Origin of the sequence: Ruegeria sp. SCP10 (assembly GCF_040329495.1) — a bacterium.
In the GTDB taxonomy this organism is placed as follows: Bacteria; Pseudomonadota; Alphaproteobacteria; order Rhodobacterales; family Rhodobacteraceae; genus Ruegeria.
The window spans coordinates 673426-689299 of sequence record NZ_JBDZYF010000001.1 but is presented as its reverse complement, the minus strand read 5'-3'; the positions used below and the strand labels follow the sequence as shown (position 1 = coordinate 689299).

The 15874-nt window shown below is 56.9% G+C and carries 16 protein-coding genes; 6 read left to right on the top strand and 10 right to left on the bottom strand.

The genetic code is table 11. The features are described 5' to 3' along the window. Positions 1-422 precede the first annotated feature (422 nt). The gene (locus tag ABLN87_RS03525; RefSeq protein ID WP_353007658.1) at positions 423-1970 is read left to right on the top strand and encodes a helicase HerA-like domain-containing protein; all 1548 of its coding nucleotides are present in this window, start codon (positions 423-425) and stop codon (positions 1968-1970) included. 96 nt (positions 1971-2066) lie between these two features. Here the strand turns inward: ABLN87_RS03525 and ABLN87_RS03520 are convergent, their stop codons facing one another. The 8 genes from ABLN87_RS03520 to ABLN87_RS03485 all read right to left on the bottom strand — a co-directional run bounded on the left by ABLN87_RS03520 (position 2067) and on the right by ABLN87_RS03485 (position 9020). Then, positions 2067-2321 carry a hypothetical protein gene (locus ABLN87_RS03520; RefSeq protein WP_353007655.1) on the bottom strand — a complete coding sequence of 85 codons (255 nt, stop codon included), beginning with the start codon at positions 2319-2321 and terminating at the stop codon, positions 2067-2069. A 189-nt stretch (positions 2322-2510) separates the two neighbouring features. Next, the gene (locus ABLN87_RS03515; protein WP_353007653.1) at positions 2511-3824 is read right to left on the bottom strand and encodes a branched-chain amino acid ABC transporter permease; all 1314 of its coding nucleotides are present in this window, start codon (positions 3822-3824) and stop codon (positions 2511-2513) included. Continuing rightward, a complete protein-coding gene (locus tag ABLN87_RS03510) occupies positions 3821-4831 on the bottom strand; it encodes a branched-chain amino acid ABC transporter permease (RefSeq protein ID WP_353007650.1) in 1011 nt (336 codons plus the stop codon). Before ABLN87_RS03510 ends, ABLN87_RS03515 begins: the two co-directional genes overlap by 4 nt. A gap of 257 nt (positions 4832-5088) precedes the next feature. After that, a complete protein-coding gene (locus ABLN87_RS03505; RefSeq protein ID WP_353007647.1) occupies positions 5089-5418 on the bottom strand; it encodes a hypothetical protein in 330 nt (109 codons plus the stop codon). A gap of 276 nt (positions 5419-5694) precedes the next feature. Beyond that, a complete protein-coding gene (locus ABLN87_RS03500) occupies positions 5695-6081 on the bottom strand; it encodes a hypothetical protein (protein ID WP_353007645.1) in 387 nt (128 codons plus the stop codon). 2 nt (positions 6082-6083) lie between these two features. Further along, positions 6084-6926 carry an ABC transporter ATP-binding protein gene (locus ABLN87_RS03495; protein ID WP_353007643.1) on the bottom strand — a complete coding sequence of 281 codons (843 nt, stop codon included), beginning with the start codon at positions 6924-6926 and terminating at the stop codon, positions 6084-6086. Beyond that, positions 6923-7711, bottom strand: a complete 789-nt coding sequence (locus ABLN87_RS03490; protein ID WP_353007641.1) for an ABC transporter ATP-binding protein — start codon at positions 7709-7711, stop codon at positions 6923-6925. Before ABLN87_RS03490 ends, ABLN87_RS03495 begins: the two co-directional genes overlap by 4 nt. 127 nt (positions 7712-7838) lie before the next feature. After that, positions 7839-9020, bottom strand: a complete 1182-nt coding sequence (locus tag ABLN87_RS03485) for an ABC transporter substrate-binding protein (protein ID WP_353007639.1) — start codon at positions 9018-9020, stop codon at positions 7839-7841. Positions 9021-9181: 161 nt separating this feature from the next. Between ABLN87_RS03485 and ABLN87_RS03480 the strand changes: the two genes are divergently transcribed. Then, positions 9182-10276: a PQQ-dependent sugar dehydrogenase gene (locus ABLN87_RS03480; RefSeq protein WP_353007636.1), complete on the top strand. Its 1095-nt coding sequence runs from the start codon at positions 9182-9184 to the stop codon at positions 10274-10276. A gap of 4 nt (positions 10277-10280) precedes the next feature. Here ABLN87_RS03480 and ABLN87_RS03475 read toward each other — a convergent pair whose 3' ends face one another. Beyond that, positions 10281-11285, bottom strand: a complete 1005-nt coding sequence (locus ABLN87_RS03475) for a GlxA family transcriptional regulator (protein WP_353007634.1) — start codon at positions 11283-11285, stop codon at positions 10281-10283. A gap of 169 nt (positions 11286-11454) precedes the next feature. Here ABLN87_RS03475 and ABLN87_RS03470 point away from each other — a divergent pair, with 169 nt between their 5' ends. Then, positions 11455-12825: a class II 3-deoxy-7-phosphoheptulonate synthase gene (locus tag ABLN87_RS03470; RefSeq protein WP_353007632.1), complete on the top strand. Its 1371-nt coding sequence runs from the start codon at positions 11455-11457 to the stop codon at positions 12823-12825. Between the two features lie 57 nt (positions 12826-12882). On the opposite strand, the gene ABLN87_RS03465 is transcribed toward ABLN87_RS03470, so the two are convergent. Then, positions 12883-13551: a PAS domain-containing protein gene (locus ABLN87_RS03465; protein WP_353007630.1), complete on the bottom strand. Its 669-nt coding sequence runs from the start codon at positions 13549-13551 to the stop codon at positions 12883-12885. A gap of 245 nt (positions 13552-13796) precedes the next feature. Between ABLN87_RS03465 and ABLN87_RS03460 the strand changes: the two genes are divergently transcribed. Genes ABLN87_RS03460 through ABLN87_RS03450 form a run of 3 tightly spaced genes read left to right on the top strand, consistent with a single transcriptional unit; the run spans position 13797 to position 15867 of the window. Next, on the top strand, positions 13797-14687 hold the full coding sequence (locus ABLN87_RS03460; RefSeq protein WP_353007627.1) for a YicC/YloC family endoribonuclease: 891 nt from the start codon (positions 13797-13799) through the stop codon (positions 14685-14687). A 17-nt stretch (positions 14688-14704) separates the two neighbouring features. Then, positions 14705-15343: a guanylate kinase gene (gmk, locus tag ABLN87_RS03455; protein WP_353008378.1), complete on the top strand. Its 639-nt coding sequence runs from the start codon at positions 14705-14707 to the stop codon at positions 15341-15343. Then, positions 15343-15867, top strand: coding sequence for a gamma carbonic anhydrase family protein (locus ABLN87_RS03450; protein WP_353007625.1), 525 nt, complete (start codon positions 15343-15345; stop codon positions 15865-15867). The genes gmk and ABLN87_RS03450 overlap by 1 nt, the downstream gene beginning before the upstream one ends. Positions 15868-15874: the final 7 nt, after the last annotated feature.

Genomic DNA, 15874 nt, shown 5'->3' with positions numbered 1-15874 from the left:
TTCTTCCTCTAGCACCGTTCGCCACCAGTGTCAGTCTCTAAGCGTCACACAGGTTGCAAAGTGAACAATTTCTTGCCGTAAAGATAGGAATTCGAAGCAGTACTTCAAAGAAAAAGGGAGCTGGTGAAGCAGCTCCCTTCTCGAATTGGTTCTCCCCGTCGGACTGGCCGACTTATTTATGCGCAAACGTTACGAGAGGGGCGCGCAGCGGTCAACAGCTAACCTGAATTTTTAATATACTCCTTAGTTCACTTTTAATCGGACCAAACGAGTAAAAAAGCCGTGCCCGAAGGCACGGCCAGTCGACAGGGAGGAAGTGCGGCTTTGCAGCTGGCACCACAAAGCGCGCAAATTGACTATCGCAGTCAAAGGTTAACTTTGTATGCTGGCCCCAGAGCGATGGACATTAAGGCAGTGAAAACATGGGCGAAGATATTTTTCTGGGCGGTGGCGGGACCGAGTATGGGCAGCCACAAGGGCTGACGTTGAAATATGCAAACCGGCATGGCCTGATTGCCGGGGCAACTGGAACCGGCAAAACTGTGACGCTTCAGATTCTTGCCGAAGGATTTTCCAAGGCGGGTGTTCCGGTGTTCCTGTCCGATGTCAAAGGTGATTTGTCCGGCCTGGCGCTGCCCGGCAGCGAAACCCATAAGCTGCATCAGGCGTTCATGGATCGCGCCAAGCGGATCGGGTTCTCCGATTTTGCCTATAGTGCCTGTCCGGTCACCTTCTGGGATCTATTCGGAGAGCAAGGCCATCCCGTGCGCACAACCGTGACCGAGATGGGCCCGCTGCTGCTGTCGCGGCTGATGGAACTCAGCGAGGCGCAGGAGGGTATCCTGAACATTGCCTTTCGCGTGGCGGACGAAGAAGGCATGCCGCTTCTGGACCTAAAGGATCTGCAGGCGCTGCTCGTCTGGATTGGGGAAAATCGTGCACAGCTGTCGTTGCGCTATGGCAATGTCTCGACCTCGTCCATCGGGGCGATCCAACGGCGGTTGCTGGTGCTGGAAAACCAGGGCGGAACGCGCCTGTTTGGCGAACCCGCTCTGGATTTGTCAGACTTGATGCGCACCGATGAGGCCGGGCATGGTATGGTGAACATACTTGCTTCGGACAAGCTGATGGGGTCTCCGCGCCTCTATGCAACCTTCCTGTTGTGGCTGCTGAGTGAACTGTTTGAAGAGCTGCCCGAGGTTGGTGATCCTGAGAAACCCAAGTTGGTGTTTTTCTTTGATGAGGCGCATCTGCTGTTTGATGATGCGCCCAAGGTTCTGGTCGACAAGGTCGAACAGGTCGCGCGCCTGATCCGGTCCAAAGGCGTTGGCGTCTATTTCATTACGCAGAACCCGGCTGATATTCCCGAAGACATTCTGGGCCAGTTGGGAAACCGCGTTCAGCATGCGCTGCGCGCCTTCACAGCGCGGGATCGCAAAAACCTGCGCCTTGCAGCCGAGACCTATCGCGAAAATCCGGCCTTCGATACAGAAGCCGCAATCCGAGAGGTCGGTGTGGGTGAGGCCGTTACATCAATGCTGCAAAAGAAAGGCGTGCCGGGGATGGTCGAGCGGACATTGATCCGCCCGCCGGGGTCTCAGCTTGGGCCGATTACCAAGGCAGAGCGTCAAACGGTGATGGCGGCATCCGCGATGGCGGCAAAATATGACACGCCGGTTGATCGGGAATCGGCGTTTGAAATCCTTCAGGCCCGTGCCGAAACCGCCGCTAAAGAGGCAGAAGCCGCCGAAGCTGATGAAGTGGTCGAGATGCAATCCGCGATGGAGCGAGAGTTTGCCTCGGCCCGTCGATATTCCGGCAGCCGCGTTGGGCGATCTTCCTCGCGCGTGATGCGCAAGAAAGACACGTTTGCCACGGCCATGGGTAAGGCTGTGATCAAAGAGCTTAAAGGCACCACTGGCCGCCGTATCGTGCGCGGTATTCTCGGCGGCCTGTTCCGGAACAGATAAGGCCTTTTGAATTCGCCAGACAAAAATGAGTTGGATGTGCCCCGCGGAAGCCATCGGCGCAGCGGGGCATGAGCGTCTCATGTCAAATGCAACAATTTACTTGCCGATGCGGCGCAGGCCTTCCTGTTGGCAAATGGCATCCGCCTCGGGCACCGACATCTTGGTGGCTGGGAAGTCGATGGCGCGATCCCAAGTCACGCGATCTGGGCGGTACAACTGGCAGGTTACAACGCCTTTGGGGCTCTGTACCTGGACGGGTGTCGTTTCCAAGTCTTTTGGTGATGGAATACATGCCGCGACTGTCGCAACAAAAGGCAGGAAGACGATAGCTTTGGTGAGCGGGTTTTTCATAGTCGTACTACTCTTTAGAGTGGTTTACTGGCCATTTGCGGACCGGATGAGCGATGTGAGTGAGCGTCAACAAAACGAACAGTTTCAGTTACTGGTAATGGTAGGCTGGTTTAGTCAAAAAACCTTTAAGAAACAAGACGCCGTGCCGGTTCCTGCCGACGCGGCTATCTGATTTAAGAGGATTTCGGCCTATTTCTCGGGGATCAGACCCCTTGGGCTGAATCTGAGAACAATCAGCAGGATCAGGCCCATGGTGAATAGCCGCATATGGGCGGCGCTATCGATCAGATGTGTCTTCAGCGCGCTGCCATCAGCCAATCCGCTGGTGATCAGGTTCATCAGCCAAAGGCCCATCGGTTCAACCTGAACCCAAAGAAACCAGATCAGGAAGGCGCCAAGAACAGCACCGAAGTTGTTGCCTGACCCACCGACGATCACCATCACCCAAACCAGAAAGGTAAAGCGCAACGGGTTGTAGGTACCCGGTGTAAGCTGCCCATCCAACGTGGTCATCATAGCACCCGCGATACCGCAGATCGCGGACCCCAGCACAAAGATTTGCAGATGGCGGCGCGTGACATCCTTGCCCATTGCTTCGGCTGCGACCTCATTGTCACGAATGGCGCGCATCATGCGGCCCCACGGGCTTTTGAGTGCCATTTGCGCCATCCAGAGCAGGACCAGAAGCACGATCAGGAACAGCAGCGAATAGCCCAGTTTGACGGACAATGTCGATGCAACGACCGGGTCAATCCCAAGCCAATCTGCCCGCGCGATAAACGCAGGATCTTGTTGCAAATCGACCTCGTATCCAACGACAGGCGAGGGGCGGGGAATGCCGTAGACGTTTTTAACGCCACGGGCCAGCCAGTCTTCGTTTTTCATCACAGCAATGATGATCTCGGCAATTCCAAGCGTGGCAATGGCCAGATAGTCCGAGCGCAGGCCCAGCGCGGTTTTCCCGATCAACCAGGCGGCACCAGCGGCCAGCAGACCTCCGGCAGGCCAGGCCAGCAAAACGGGCAGGTTCAGACCGCCGATATTGCCTGCTACGGCAGGATTGATCGCCTCGATCGTTGCGACATTTGGATCAAAGATCGCGCGGTAGACAAAGAAGCCGACGATCAGGATGCCGATGATGGCTAAGGTCTGCGCGCGCCCCTTTGGCATCTTCTGCGCAACCATCACGGCGGCAACCACTGTTGCGGCCCCCAGCAACAGCGCAAGGATGACACCATAGCCGCCACCCGACCATGCGCCGGGTGTTGGAGGGGTCGAGACCAGCACAACCGCCAAGCCGCCCAGCGCGACAAAGCCCATGACACCAACATTGAAGAGGCCCGCAAAGCCCCATTGCAGATTCACTCCGATCGACATGATGGCCGAGATCAGCCCCATGTTCAGGATCAGGATCGCCGCATTCCAGCTTTGTGTGAACCCGGTCAGCAGGATCAGCGCGCCAACGACTATAAAGAGCAGGGTGTTTTTGACGGGCTGGCTCATATCACCTTCCCTTTGAACAGGCCCGTGGGCTTGAACAGCAGCACGATCAGCAGGATCGCAAAGCTGACGGCGAATTTGTAATCAGTTGACAGGAATTGCACCAATCCTGAAGGTGCAAGGCTTTCCGGCGCCACGTATGTCAGCACCTTTTTCCACGCATAGGTGATCGTCACCTCGGAAAACGCGATGATGAAGCCGCCTGCGATGGCACCCAACGGGTTGCCTAGGCCGCCTACAATGGCCGAAGCAAAGATGGGCAGCAGAAGCTGGAAATAGACGAAGGGTTTAAAGCTCTTGTCGAGGCCATAAAGCACCCCAGCGGTGGTCGCCAGCGCGGCAACGATGATCCATGTGATCATCACCACGCGTTCAGGGTTGATCCCCGACAGCAGCGCCAAGTCCTCGTTATCCGAATAGGCCCGCATCGACTTGCCGGTGCGTGTCTTGTTCAGGAACCAGAACAGCAGCGCCACGGCCACAACAGCGACGATCACTGTAATGCCCTGAGAGGTCTTGATTGCCAGTCCCTCACGCAGCCCGGTCATAGCCTTAAAATCCCGTGCCGAGACGATGAAACGTGCACCGTCCGAAAACCTTTGATCATCCGGCCCGATGATAAAGCGCACAAGTCCATTCATGATGAACATCACGCCCATCGAGACGATCACCAAAATGACCGGTTTGGCCTTTTGCGCGCGATAGAAGCGGTAGACCAACCGATCTGTGATCAACACCAGAACGATACAGCCTAAAATGGCGAAGGGCAGGGCCAACAATGCGGTTGGCAGCGGACCGAAACTGACACCGGCCGCCTGCAACGCCCATGTGACCAGAACGGCGATCATCGCGCCAAAAGCCATGGTGTCACCATGCGCAAAATTCGAGAACCGCAGGATGCCGTAGATCAGCGTCACCCCCAACGCGCCCAGCGCCAATTGGCTGCCATAGGCAATCGCGGGCACGATCACAAAATTCGAAAGCGCCACGAGCGCGTTTAACAGGTCCATATTCATTCCCTCTGACCGGGTGCGGCCTTATGGCACGACGCCATCGCAGGACACAACACAAGAGGGCGGTTTTCTAGCCTGTTCCACCGTTATTTTCAGGCGTTTCCACCCTGCATGTGGAAATTCCGGCGCAGGGTGGAACGGGTCATGGCTGTTTCCGCGAATCCACAAGCCAGGCATCAGGCAACAAGCGAGTGGGCCATGTGATACATATATGAGCGTAGAAATGTATCATATTGATACGTATGCATAAAAGTTCAGGCGTCAACCTCGGTGCAAGATCCGCGGTCGGTGCCTGCATTTGGGCCTTTGATCGAAAGGTCATAGCTCATATCGTCCAGATTGACGACAAAGGTCATCACTTCCTGGCCTTCGATATAAAGAAAGGTCAAATTGCCGACCCCCTTCAACACGACCACGTCTCCCGCTGTTGTACCTGTGGTGATCTCGCCCTTATCCCCGTCTGCGAAACGGTCGAGCCGTACTTCGCTGCCGTCCCGATCCGAGACACAGACAAAGTTACGTTCCTCCGCAGTTGCGGCTGTCGCGCACAGGGTGGTTACGGCCACCCACATCCATTTTTTCATTTTAGGGTCCTGAATAGAGTTTTTATCCAGAAGGTTCGCTGATTTCACGGGGCTGGATTTGCATACCCGCGAAAGTGTTTCCTTCTCAGAGCCCGCGCTAATTACAGAATGTGACCGGATTACAGCCGACGCGTGGAATTGTTGGGATGGTCGTAGGGGATCAGGGACCGCCGGATACGGAGATCTATCTGCACGTTTTTACGAACTGGAGACTTCAGTCGTTTTCGGGAATAAAAACCAAGCTGGAGAGCACCAAAAAGACGTTGAGAACATTCATTATTTTGCTCCTCCAAAAGTCGAACACTTGCCGTGCCATTGGGAGACTACAAACTCGCCTGCTATCGCCGTGTGCCGAGAATGAACTGCGGTTCCGTTTCTTAGAACCGACGTCGATTGGACAATGCCGAATCCTGCTGGTTCTACGAAGGAATAAGCCTGATCACCTGCTAAAGAAATAACCTGAACTAGGTTTGCATTTCCCTGCATGTAAGCTTGCCCCTGCTCATTCAAAAAGAATATTAAGTCCATCGTCTTTTCTTCGCATCCGTTGTCAGGAGTGCACTCGACATCGAAGTTGCAAACAAACGAAGTTACCTGCGCCGATAAAATCTGCGGCATCAGCAAAAACAGCGTGAGCAGTGTCGCACCGTATTGTTGTCGCATCCTCACCCCCCCAAGAAACTCTTCCGCACCTCCGGATCAGCCAGCAGTTCTTTGCCCGTCCCGGTATACGCATTCCGTCCCTGCACCAGAACATAGCCTTTGTCGGCAATCTCCAACGCCTGACGAGCGTTCTGTTCAACCATCAGGATCGGCAACCCTGTGCGTGAGACTTCGATAATCCGATCAAACAGCTCATCCATCACGATGGGTGATACGCCTGCGGTGGGCTCGTCCAGCATCAGCACCTTGGGCTGGGTCATCAAAGCGCGTCCAACAGCGACCTGTTGGCGTTGACCACCCGACAGCTCTCCGGCGGCTTGGTTCCGTTTGTCGCGCAGAATAGGGAAGAGGTCATAGACCTGCTCCATGGTCTCGCTGATGTCGTCGCGGCGAATAAATGCCCCCATCTCGAGATTTTCTTCCACCGTCATCGAGGTGAAGATATTCGAGGTCTGGGGAACAAATCCCATGCCGCGGATGACGCGATCCTGCGGGGTGAGGTTGGTGATGTCCTCACCATCCAAGCGCACAGAACCGGATCGTACGTCCAACATGCCGAACACCGCTTTCATGGCCGTCGACTTGCCCGCGCCGTTGGGGCCAACGATGACCGCAATCTCGCCCTTGTCGACCGCGATGGTGCAGTCATGCAGAATATCCGGGCCCTTGCCATAGCCACCGGTCATAGTGTCGCCGATCAGGAACGGGCCGCCTTCGACCTTGCGCGTTTCGCCGCTTTTCGTGTGTGCAGGCGTCAGGGTGCCAACGCCATGGGTGTTGGTGATCGAGGCATCCTTGTTGCCCTTGTCGTCCTGGTAGGGGTTGTCGCTTCTGCCAGCGGTCATGTTTGGGCCTCCAGCTTGTCTTTGTTCTTCAGGCCGGTGCCCAGATAGGCTTCGATCACGTGTTCGTTGGCCTTGATCTCATCCAGAGTTCCTTGGGCCAGAACCTTACCTTCGGCCATACAGATGACCGGGTCACAGATCTTGCCGATGAAATCCATGTCATGTTCGATGACCACAAAGGTATAGCCGCGTTCCTTGTTCAGGCGCAGGATCGTGTCAGCGATTGTCATCAACAGGGTGCGGTTCACGCCCGCGCCGACTTCGTCGAGAAATACGATCTTGGCGTCCACCATCATGGTGCGTCCAAGCTCCAGCAGTTTCTTCTGACCACCCGAAACCTGACCCGCCTTGTGATCGGCCAGATGTTCGATGGTCAGGAACTCCAAAACTTCGTCGGCCTTGGCTTTCAACGCCCGTTCTTCATCCGCGATCCGCTTGCGGCCGAACCAAGTGTTCCACAGCGATTCCCCCGCCTGCGCACCGGGCACCATCATCAGGTTCTCGCGGCAGGTCATGGATGAGAATTCATGCGCAATCTGGAAGGTGCGCAGCAAGCCCTTGTGGAACAGATCATGCGGAGGAAGTCCGGTGATATCCTCGCCATCCATGAACACGCGGCCAGAGGTCGGGGCCAAAACCCCGGCGATCACATTGAACAGCGTCGTTTTTCCGGCGCCGTTTGGCCCGATCAGGCCTGTGATCGAACCCTTTTGGATTTCCAGCGATGCCCCATCCACCGCGTGAAACCCGCCGAAATGCTTGTGCACGTCATCGACGACGATCATCTTTTCCCCCAGCTGCCAGTCCTGGCATTCTTGTCACGCCCCCGTTTTTCGGGGTGCGGCCTTTTTTCATTGAAACAGCCCGGACACAAGGTCCGGGCTGTTTGATTTTAACACGATGTCCGAAAGATCAACGGAAGTTGACGGTTTTGTTCTCGCCGTCGGTTACTTCGATCTCTCGATACGAACCCGCGCTTTCACCGGGGCCGATCAGCTCAACACCCGATGCGCCGACATAGTCGATCTCCTGACCAGCAGCCAGCAACTCCAGGCCTTTCGCCAGCTCACCGGGATAGATTTTCTCACCCGGAGCGTTGGCAACGTCCATGATTTTGGAACCATAGTCCGCCGGGCTGGTCGAGCCTGCAGCCTGCATTGCCAGCATGAACAGAGCAGCGGCGTCATACGACTCGGGCGAGTAGGGCGACGAGCCGTCAAAGCCTGCAGCTTCGGCCATGGCAAAGTACTTCTCGGCGCCTTCACCGCCCGAACCGGCGATCTGACCGAACGAGCCGTTCAGGTCTGGACCGACATTGGCAGGCAGCGAGTCACCGATCATACCGCCCGGCAGACCGAAGGTATCAAACGCGCCGCTGTCCAGAGCCGACTGGATGATGCCCAGACCGCCCTGATCCAGATAACCCGCAACGACCAGAATGTCGCCACCGGCCGAGGCCAGCGCGCCCACTTCAGCCGAGTAGTCGGCCTTGCCGTCTTCGTGTGCGGCAACGATGGTCACTTCGCCACCCGATGCCTCGAAGGACGATTGGATCGCGTCCGCCAGACCCTTGCCATAGTCGTTGTTGGTGTAGGTCAAAGCGATCGAGCTGATGCCACGGTCATTCAGGATGTCCGCCATCACTTGGCCTTCGCGCGCATCCGACGGTGCGGTGCGGAAGAACAGGCCGTTGTCTTCCATGGTCGACAGGCCGGGCGAGGTGGCCGATGGCGAGATCATGACCATGCCGTTCGGGATCGCCACGTTCTGCAAAATTGCGCCGGTCACGCCCGAGCAGTCACCGCCGATGATACCCGCAACGCCGTCCGCGATGAAACGCTCACCATTCGAGGTGGCCAGACCGTTGTCGATACAGCCGGTATCGGCACGGGTGCCAACAACCGTCGCGCCGTCCAGCAGCTTGCCCGACTCGGTGACTTCGGCAATTGCCATTTCGGCACCCGAGCCCATGGCCGGGGCCAGCGATTCAATTGGGCCGGTGAAGCCGAACAGAATGCCCAGTTTGACATCCTCGGCCATGGCCGTGCCCGCCAGCAAGGCGGTTGCTGCGGTTGCTGTAAGCAGCTTTTTCATGAAGTTACTCCCTGATTTGGTATTCAAACTGCGCACGACCCTAGGCAAGCTGTTCGCAAAAGAAAAGTCCCTAGAAACGCCTGCTTTTTATCTAAGCGCACCTATCTATTGAGGGTATCGGCCCGTAATGGTCGCGCAACCCGAATCTGCGGAGGTTCTCTATGTTCCGGCTTATTGCTCTTGTTCTGTTGATCTGCGCAGGTGGTGCGTCCTTTGCCGGAGTGCTGCAAACCAAAGAGGGCCCGGTTCAGACCACACAGATGCTCGGCGGATTGGATACACCCTGGGCCCTGGGTCTTCTGCCTGATGGAAGCTTTCTGGTGACCGAGCGGGACGGAGAGCTGATCTATGTATCGGATGGCGAAACCAACCGCGTATCAGGCGTTCCGAAGGTGGCCGCTGCCGGGCAGGGCGGGTTGCTGGACGTTACCATCCCTCGTGACTTCAGTCAGAGCCGCGAGGTCTTTTTGACGTTTTCCAAACCTCAAGCGGGCGGGGCTGGCACCGCCTTGGCTGTTGCGCGCCTATCAGAAAATGGCAAACGCCTGACCAACCTGCGTGTCTTGTTCGAGGCCGAGCCGGGCGGCTCCGGCGGTCGTCACTTCGGATCACGCGTGGTCGAGGCGCAGGATGGAACGCTGTTCGTCGCGATCGGCGACCGGGGGGATCGGCCCTCAGCACAGGATACAAGCAATCACATGGGCTCGGTCATCCGTATCAACCGCGATGGGACGGTTCCGGCCGATAACCCGTTTATCGGGCAGTCCGGTATTAGGCCCGAAATCTGGTCTTTTGGCCACAGGAACCCGCAAGGGGCCGGTCTGGATGCAAATGGTGCGCTTTGGGTTTCAGAACATGGCGCGCGTGGCGGGGATGAAGTGAACCTAGCGCAGCCGGGCAAAAACTATGGCTGGCCGATTATTTCCTATGGCACGCATTACTCGGGCGAGAAAATAGGCGAGGGTACGTCAAAGCCCGGCCTTGAACAGCCCGCTTTCTATTGGGACCCCTCGATCGCGCCCTCGGGCCTGCTGGTTTACTCCGGTGATTTGTTTCCACGATGGCGCGGAGACATATTCGTCGGTTCGCTCAAGTTTGACTACATCGCGCGACTGTCCGGATCGCCTTTGCGTGAAGTCGAGCAGATCAAGGGGCCGGAAACAGAACGTGTCCGCGATATCGTTCAGGCCCCAGATGGATCAATCTGGTTCATTTCTGTGGGGCAGGGTGCGGTCTATCGTATGACACCTGGCTGAGGGGTCAGATCGACAGCCGCCCGCTTTGCGATCCGCGTTCACGATAGGGCGTGGTGTTGTAATGCGCCCGGTAGCATTTTGAGAAATGGCTGGGCGAAGCAAAACCGCAGGCCAGCGCCACGTTGATCACGCTCATATCCGTCTGCATCAGCAGGTTGCGCGCTTTATGCAGGCGCAGTTCCATGTAGTAACGCTTAGGCGAGCGGCTCAGATAGCGGCGGAAGAGACGTTCAAGCTGACGAGTCGACATGCCCACATCTTTGGCCAAGATTGAGGGTGAGATCGGTTCTTCCGTGTTTTTTTCCATCATCAAGATGACCTGGCTCAGCTTGGGGTGACGAACGCCGATACGGGTCGGCGTCGACAGGCGCTGTGTGTCCTGATCCGTGCGAATCGAGGAATAGATCATCTGATCGGCGACGGCATTGGCAAGTTCTTCACCGAAATCATCTGCGATCAGCTTCAGCATCAAATCGATTGAGGATGTGCCCCCAGCAGTTGTCATGCGATTGCCATCGATCAGAAATACCGATTTGGTCAATTCAACCGTGTCGAATTCTTCTGCGAAACTGTCAGCGTTCTCCCAGTGAATGGTCGCGCGTTTGTCATCCAGCAGGCCTGCTTTGGCCAGCGTGTAAGCTGCAGTACATAGACCACCGATCTTCAGGCCCTTGCGCGCCTCGCGGCGTAGCCAGCTTAGAACCTTTTTGGTGGTCGAGCTCTGAACATCAACGCCACCACACACCAAGATCACGTCGTCACGGCGCAACTCGCCAAGATCTGCATCAAGCTTGAATGTGGTTCCGGCCGAACACGACACCACCTCGCCACCTTCGCCGACCAGCGACCAGGTGTAAATCTCTTTGCCTGCCATACGGTTGGCAATGCGCAGACTGTCTAGCGCGGATGCAAAAGACAGCAACGAGAACTTGTCTAACAGTACGAATACGAAATTAACCGGCTTATCTGTGTCGCCGTCCACTGTGACAACTTGGCGTTGCTCTTGCATGGCTGTTGTTCCCCGAATCCACGACGGCTGCACCTAACGTCGCGCGTATTTTGCCAGACACCATGCTCAAAGCTTGTTTCCGACGTCAAGAGGCGCAAATGGGATATGGTCACTCTTCATTGCATTTTGTATAGAGACGACCTGAATACTATCAGCGGAGATCAAGGCTATGACCGAATGGCAGAAAACGAACTGGCGCAACAAGCCCCGGGTTCAGATGCCAGACTATACCGACGCGGCCGCCCTGGCCAAAGTCGAGGCGCAGCTTTCTCAGTATCCCCCGCTGGTCTTTGCCGGTGAGGCGCGGCGTCTAAAGCAACATCTGGGTGCCGCCGGTCGCGGCGAGGCTTTCCTCTTGCAGGGCGGGGATTGTGCTGAAAGCTTTGAACAATTCAGCGCGGATGCGATCCGTGACACCTTTAAGGTGATGCTGCAGATGGCGATGGTTCTGACCTATGGCGCCAAAGTGCCAGTGGTCAAAGTGGGCCGTATGGCGGGCCAGTTTGCCAAACCGCGTAGCGCGCCGACCGAAGTTGTGGATGGGGTTGAGCTGCCCAGCTACCGCGGCGACATCATCAACGAACTGGCCTTTACACCCGAAGCACGGATTCCGAATCCGTCCAAGATGTTGCAGGCCTACACACAGGCCGCCGCCACGCTGAACCTGCTGCGTGCGTTCTCGACCGGTGGTTTCGCGGATATGAGCCGTGTTCATGCCTGGACGCTGGGCTTCGCCGACGATCAGGACGTGCAGAAATATTCCGAGATCGCAGATCGCATTCAGGACAGCATCGACTTTATGGGCGCTGCCGGGATCACTGCGGACACGACGCATGAATTCTCGACCGTCGAATTCTACACCAGCCACGAAGGGCTGTTGCTGGAATACGAAGAGGCGCTGACCCGTCTGGATTCAACCTCAGGCAACTGGTTGGCTGGCTCGGGTCATATGATCTGGATCGGTGACCGGACCCGTCAGCCCGATGGTGCGCATGTTGAATTCTGTCGCGGCGTTCAGAACCCGATTGGTCTGAAATGCGGCCCGACAACAACCGCCGAAGACCTAAAGGTTCTGATGTCCAAGCTGAACCCGGAAAACGAAGAGGGTCGCCTGACCCTGATCGCGCGTTTCGGGGCAGGTAAGGCGGGTGAGCATCTGCCGCGTCTGGTAAAAGCCGTGAAGGAAGAGGGCGCCAAGGTCACCTGGGTCTGCGATCCGATGCATGGCAACACGATCAAGTCGGCCACGGGGTATAAGACACGTCCGTTTGACTCGGTCCTGCGCGAGGTGCGCGACTTCTTTGGCGTGCATCAAGCCGAAGGCACCATCCCTGGCGGTGTGCATTTCGAGATGACCGGTCTGGATGTGACCGAATGCACCGGCGGCGTGCGTGCTGTGACCGAAGAAGATCTGTCCGACCGCTACCACACCGCGTGCGACCCACGCCTGAACGCGTCGCAGTCGCTGGAGTTGGCGTTCCTGGTCGCGGAAGAGCTGACCAATCTGCGCCGGAACGGTTCCAAGCGCGCGGCCAGCTGAATAAGGTAATCCAAGAACCGGAACGGCGGGCCAATGGCTCGCCGTTTTTTTTGGCGGCTAGTCGTCGCGTGAGACGACCAGCCGCAGATGGCTTCTTCGGCCAAACTCGGTCTGATCTTCGGCAAAGCCTGCGACCTCACGCTGAGGTTCGACTGGGCTGTGTAGATCAGAAACCTGCTTGATCCGCTCGTCTGAGATCGCAAAACGGCGCGGGGTCGACCCTATGGCACCATCGCTAAGCATCACGCCCAGCACACGGCTGACATCACCCAGATCGCTTCGCAAGGGCAGCAGGATCATCCGGGCTTGCATACGGGCGCGGCCAAATGCACCGCTGGATGTCAGGCCAAGCTCGGCCGTGGCGGGCGCGCTGAACACTTGTTCCAATGTCTCTTTGACTTTGGGTCGTGCTTCGGCCTCGAAGAACGCAGTCAGCGGCATGCCGCGCACTTCCATACCGGCAAGCTTATTCAGATGGCTTCCCGCCAATCGAAACCGGGCCAATCCAGGCGCGATGCGTTCCAGAATGAATGTGTATTCCAGCACATTTTCCAATCCGCGCGGATCGATTTGCGACCGCATGGGCACCCCGTCGCCCGACAGCAGCGCGGTCCAATACGCCTCGGCCTGACGGATCGGCGAAAGAGAACGTCCACTGTCAAAGCGATCCATTGCGACGATCTTTCCAAATTCTGACCCGGAATCAGTCCCGAAAAAGGTTTTCATTTCCATCACCCTAACGCCATTCAGCCGCTATTTTCATAAAATGCAACGCATCCTGGGCATCTGCGGCCCGACAGCCTTTGCTTTGGCCAAATTGACACGGGTTAATACAATTTTGGAGGAATTCTTTAACGAATGGTTAACTTCTGCGGATGAATTGCAGCTTGAGCAAACTCTTGCCCTTGCAAGGCCAATGGCATTAGGTGCGGCAAGTGTTGAAAAATGCGGAAGCCAAAGAAAGGGCTGTCATGATCAAATCCATGACCGGGTTCGCCTCGGGGACGGGCGAGTTTGGCCCGCATAGCTGGACGTGGGAGCTGCGCAGCGTTAACGGGAAGGGGCTGGACTTGCGCGTTCGCGTCCCGGATTGGCTGACCGGGCTTGAGGCCGGGTTGCGCGCCACCCTGTCCAAGTCTTTGAGCCGTGGTAACGTAACGCTTTCGATGCGCATTAGTCGGGACGAAACGCTTACCGAGCTTGCGTTGAATGCAGCCGCGATGTCCGCCGCGCTGGAGGCGTTGCAGCAGACCCAGGACATGGCTGAGGCCAAAGGTATTGCGCTGACCCCGTCCAAAGCGACGGATTTGCTAGGCCTGAAAGGCATGATGGATGCGGGATCTGATAGCGATGATCCAGCCCCTCTGGTCGCGCATCTGATCAAGGCTTTTCCCGCATTGCTGGGCGCGTTCCTGCAGATGCGTCAAACCGAAGGTGAGGCTTTGGCTGAGGTTCTGGCGACGCAGTTGGATCAGGTTGCGGCGCTGACCGCGCAAGCGGCTGATCTGGCAGAACAGCGCAAGGACAAAATGGCCGAAGCCCTGCGCGAGAATCTGGCGCGGGTGATGGAGAATGTGCAGGGCGCCGATCCGGAACGGGTGGCGCAGGAACTGGCACTGATCGCGGTCAAGGCAGACGTAACCGAAGAGATTGACCGCCTGACCGCCCATGTGACCGCCGCGCGTGATCTGCTGGCTCAGGACGGGGCGGTGGGTCGTAAACTGGATTTCCTGATGCAGGAATTCAACCGCGAGGCAAACACCTTGTGTTCCAAGGCGCAAAGCACCGACCTAACCTCGGTCGGATTGGAACTAAAGGCTGTGATCGATCAGATGCGCGAGCAGGTACAAAATGTTGAATAATGACGGAACATATTGAAATGGCAGATCGTCGGGGCCTTCTTATCATCCTGTCTTCGCCTTCGGGCGCCGGCAAATCCACTTTGGCGCGGCGTTTGATGGCCTGGGATGAGGGGCTGGAGTTTTCGATCTCGGCCACCACCCGCGCACCGCGTCCCGGCGAGCAGGATGGACGCGAGTATTATTTCCAGACCGAGGATGCGTTCAAACAGCAGGTCGCCGACGGCCAGATGCTGGAACACGCCCACGTCTTTGGGAATTTCTATGGCTCTCCGGCCGGACCGGTGCGCGAGTCGATCAACGCAGGTCGAGATGTTCTGTTTGACGTCGACTGGCAGGGTGAGGTTCAGATCCGCAATTCCGACCTTGGCAAACACGCTTTGTCGATCTTCATCCTTCCGCCCTCGATCCAGGAACTGCGCCGCCGCCTGGAAACCCGCGGCCAAGACAGCGAGGATGTGATCGCCAAACGCATGCTCAAAAGCTGGGATGAGATCAGCCATTGGGGCTATTACGACTACGTTCTGGTTAATGACGATCTGGATGCGACCGAAGAAAAGCTGAAAACAATTGTCAGCGCCGAACGCATGCGCCGTATTCAGCAACCCAGGCTGCAAGACCACGTGCGCAAACTACAAAATGAATTCGAGGCCCTGTGATGCCAATCTATGCTTTGGGCAAAGACGCCCCCGAAATACACGAAGACACTTGGGTTGCACCGGACGCCAATCTGATCGGCAAAGTGGTGCTAGAGCAGGGCGCATCGGTTTGGTTCGGCTGCACCATCCGAGCGGACCACGAAGAAATTCGCGTCGGCGCTGGCAGCAATGTGCAGGAAAACTGCGTGATGCATATCGATGCGGGCTTTCCGCTGACCGTTGGGGCGAACTGCACTATTGGCCATAAGGTCATGCTGCACGGGTGCACTATTGGCGAAAACACCCTGATCGGTATGGGCGCGATTGTTCTGAACGGGGCAAAGATCGGCAAGAACTGCTTGATCGGGGCAGGGGCTTTGATCACCGAAAACAAAGAGATACCGGATAATTCTCTGGTAATGGGATCGCCCGGTAAGGTCGTGCGCCAACTGGACAACTCCGCAGCGCAGCGGATCACCTTCAGTGCGCAATACTATCAGGAAAACATGCGCAGGTTTCGTGAAACTCTAACGTCCGAGTCCTAACAGGCCG